3 protein-coding genes are annotated in these 2,075 nt (G+C 63.5%); 2 read left to right on the top strand and 1 reads right to left on the bottom strand.

What is annotated here, in order from left to right; all coding sequences use genetic code 11:
• Nucleotides 1-13 precede the first annotated feature (13 nt).
• Both maiA and ENZ75_RS29900 read left to right on the top strand, forming a co-directional pair.
• Nucleotides 14-649, top strand: a complete 636-nt coding sequence (gene maiA / locus ENZ75_RS29895; protein ID WP_245481294.1) for a maleylacetoacetate isomerase — start codon at nt 14-16, stop codon at nt 647-649.
• A 118-nt stretch (nt 650-767) separates the two neighbouring features.
• Nucleotides 768-1,808 carry a zinc-dependent alcohol dehydrogenase family protein gene (locus ENZ75_RS29900; protein ID WP_063168158.1) on the top strand — a complete coding sequence of 347 codons (1,041 nt, stop codon included), beginning with the start codon at nt 768-770 and terminating at the stop codon, nt 1,806-1,808.
• An 18-nt stretch (nt 1,809-1,826) separates the two neighbouring features.
• On the opposite strand, the gene ENZ75_RS29905 is transcribed toward ENZ75_RS29900, so the two are convergent.
• On the bottom strand, nt 1,827-2,075 hold a 249-nt coding region (locus ENZ75_RS29905), incomplete at its 5' end, for an EamA family transporter (RefSeq protein ID WP_164888117.1).

A 2,075-nucleotide genomic window follows, 5' to 3' on the forward strand; every position in this document is an offset into this window, starting at 1 on the left:
GAGCAAACTCGTCCTGCACAACTACTATCGCTCCTCCACCTCCTACCGGGTGCGGATCGCGCTGGAGATGAAGGGGCTGAGCTACGACTATATCCCGCATCATCTGCGCCATGGCGAGCACCTCGAACCAGCCTATCTCGCGGTCAATCCGCAAGGGCTGGTGCCGGCGCTGGTGCTCGGCGACGGCACGCTGCTGACGCAATCGCTGGCGATCATCGAATTCCTCGACGAGACCAGCCCGGAACCACCGCTATTGCCAGGGGATGCGGCCGGTCGGGCACGGGTCAGAATGCTGGCGCAGATGATCGCCTGCGACATCCACCCGGTGAACAATCTGCGCGTGCTGACCTCGCTGCGCACGCTGTTCGGCGCCGGCGACGAGGACGTCGTCAACTGGTTCCGCCACTGGGTGAACGAGGGCTTTCAGCCGCTTGAAAAGATCCTGGCCTTGTCGGCGGAGACCGGAACATTCTGCCATGGCGACGCGCCGGGTCTGGCTGACATCTGCCTCGCCGCACAGATTGCCAGCAATGCCCGCTTTGGCGTCGATCTGACGCCCTACCCGACGATCGCGCGCATCAACGCCGCCTGCATGGCGCTGCCGGCCTTCCAGAAAGCGGCGCCCCAGAACCAGATCGACGCGGAATAAGGCGTCATCTGCGTAGCGTCGGCACCGGAACAGTATGGCTGGCGGAATCGATTTTCGCTTGACCGGATAGGGAATCGGCTATCGTTTCCCGCAGGCCGTGTGAAAGGTGGTGTTGCCGATGAAAGCCGTCGTCTTCGAGAAATTCGGCGAAGCGCCGAGGATCCAGACCGTTCCTGATCCGAAGCCGGCAGCCGATGGCGTCGTCATCAAGGTCGAGGCGACCGGTCTGTGCCGCAGCGACTGGCATGGCTGGATGGGTCATGACGAAGGCATCACGCTGCCGCACGTGCCGGGCCATGAACTTGCCGGCATCGTCGTCGCCGCGGGCAAGCAGGTCACACGCTGGAAGGCCGGCGAGCGCGTCACAGTGCCGTTCGCCGTCGGCTGCGGCCGCTGCTTCGAGTGTAATTCGGGCAATCACCAGGTCTGCGAGCACCAGACACAGCCTGGCTTCACCGGCTGGGGCTCGTTTGCCGAATATGTCGCCATCGAACATGCCGACACCAATCTTGTGCGCCTGCCCGACGAGATGGAATTCGCCACCGCCGCCAGCCTCGGCTGCCGCTTCGTCACTTCGTTTCGAGCCATTGTCGACCAGGGCCGGGTGAAGCCGGGCGAATGGGTCGCGGTGCATGGCTGCGGCGGCGTCGGCCTGTCGGCGATTATGATTGCCAGCGCCATGGGCGCCAATGTCATCGCCATCGATCTCACCGACGAGAAACTGGATTTCGCCAAAAAGATCGGCGCCGTCGCCACCATCAATGCATCTACGACGCCGAACGTGGTCAAGGCGGTCAAGCAGATCACCAATGGCGGCGCGCATATGTCGATGGACGCGCTCGGCCACCCCACCACCTCGTTCAATTCGATATCCAATCTGCGCCGGCGCGGCCGCCATGTGCAGGTCGGCCTGATGCTGGGCGAGCATGCCCGGCCGCAGGTGCCGATGGACAAGGTGATCGCCTTCGAGCTCGAAATCCTCGGCAGCCACGGCATGCAGGCCTACCGCTACCAGGCGATGATGGACATGATCCGCAACGGCAAGCTGAAGCCCGAACTGCTGGTCGGCAAGAGGATCAGTCTCGACGAGGCGCCTGCGGCCCTGATGGCGATGGGCGGCTTCGAGGGCATTGGGATTGGGGTGGTGACGAAGTTTTAGGCGAGGACGGCACCGTCGTCAGGCGATCGCGCGTCGTGGCAATTCCTGCTTCGCGAATCGCTTGGCGCCTACGACGCAAAGCACCACGCCAAGCGTGACGACCACCATCAACGAACTGACCTGTTCGTGCAGCAGCGTCGCTGCCAGTGCCAGTCCGAAGAATGGCTGCAGCAGCTGCAACTGTCCGACCGCGGCGATGCCGCCTTGCGCCAGGCCGCGATACCAGAACACGAAGCCGATCAGCATGCTGAACAGCGAGACATAGGC

Source organism: Mesorhizobium sp. M7A.F.Ca.CA.002.04.1.1 (genome assembly GCF_004022805.1).
In the GTDB taxonomy this organism is placed as follows: domain Bacteria; phylum Pseudomonadota; class Alphaproteobacteria; order Rhizobiales; family Rhizobiaceae; genus Mesorhizobium; species Mesorhizobium ciceri.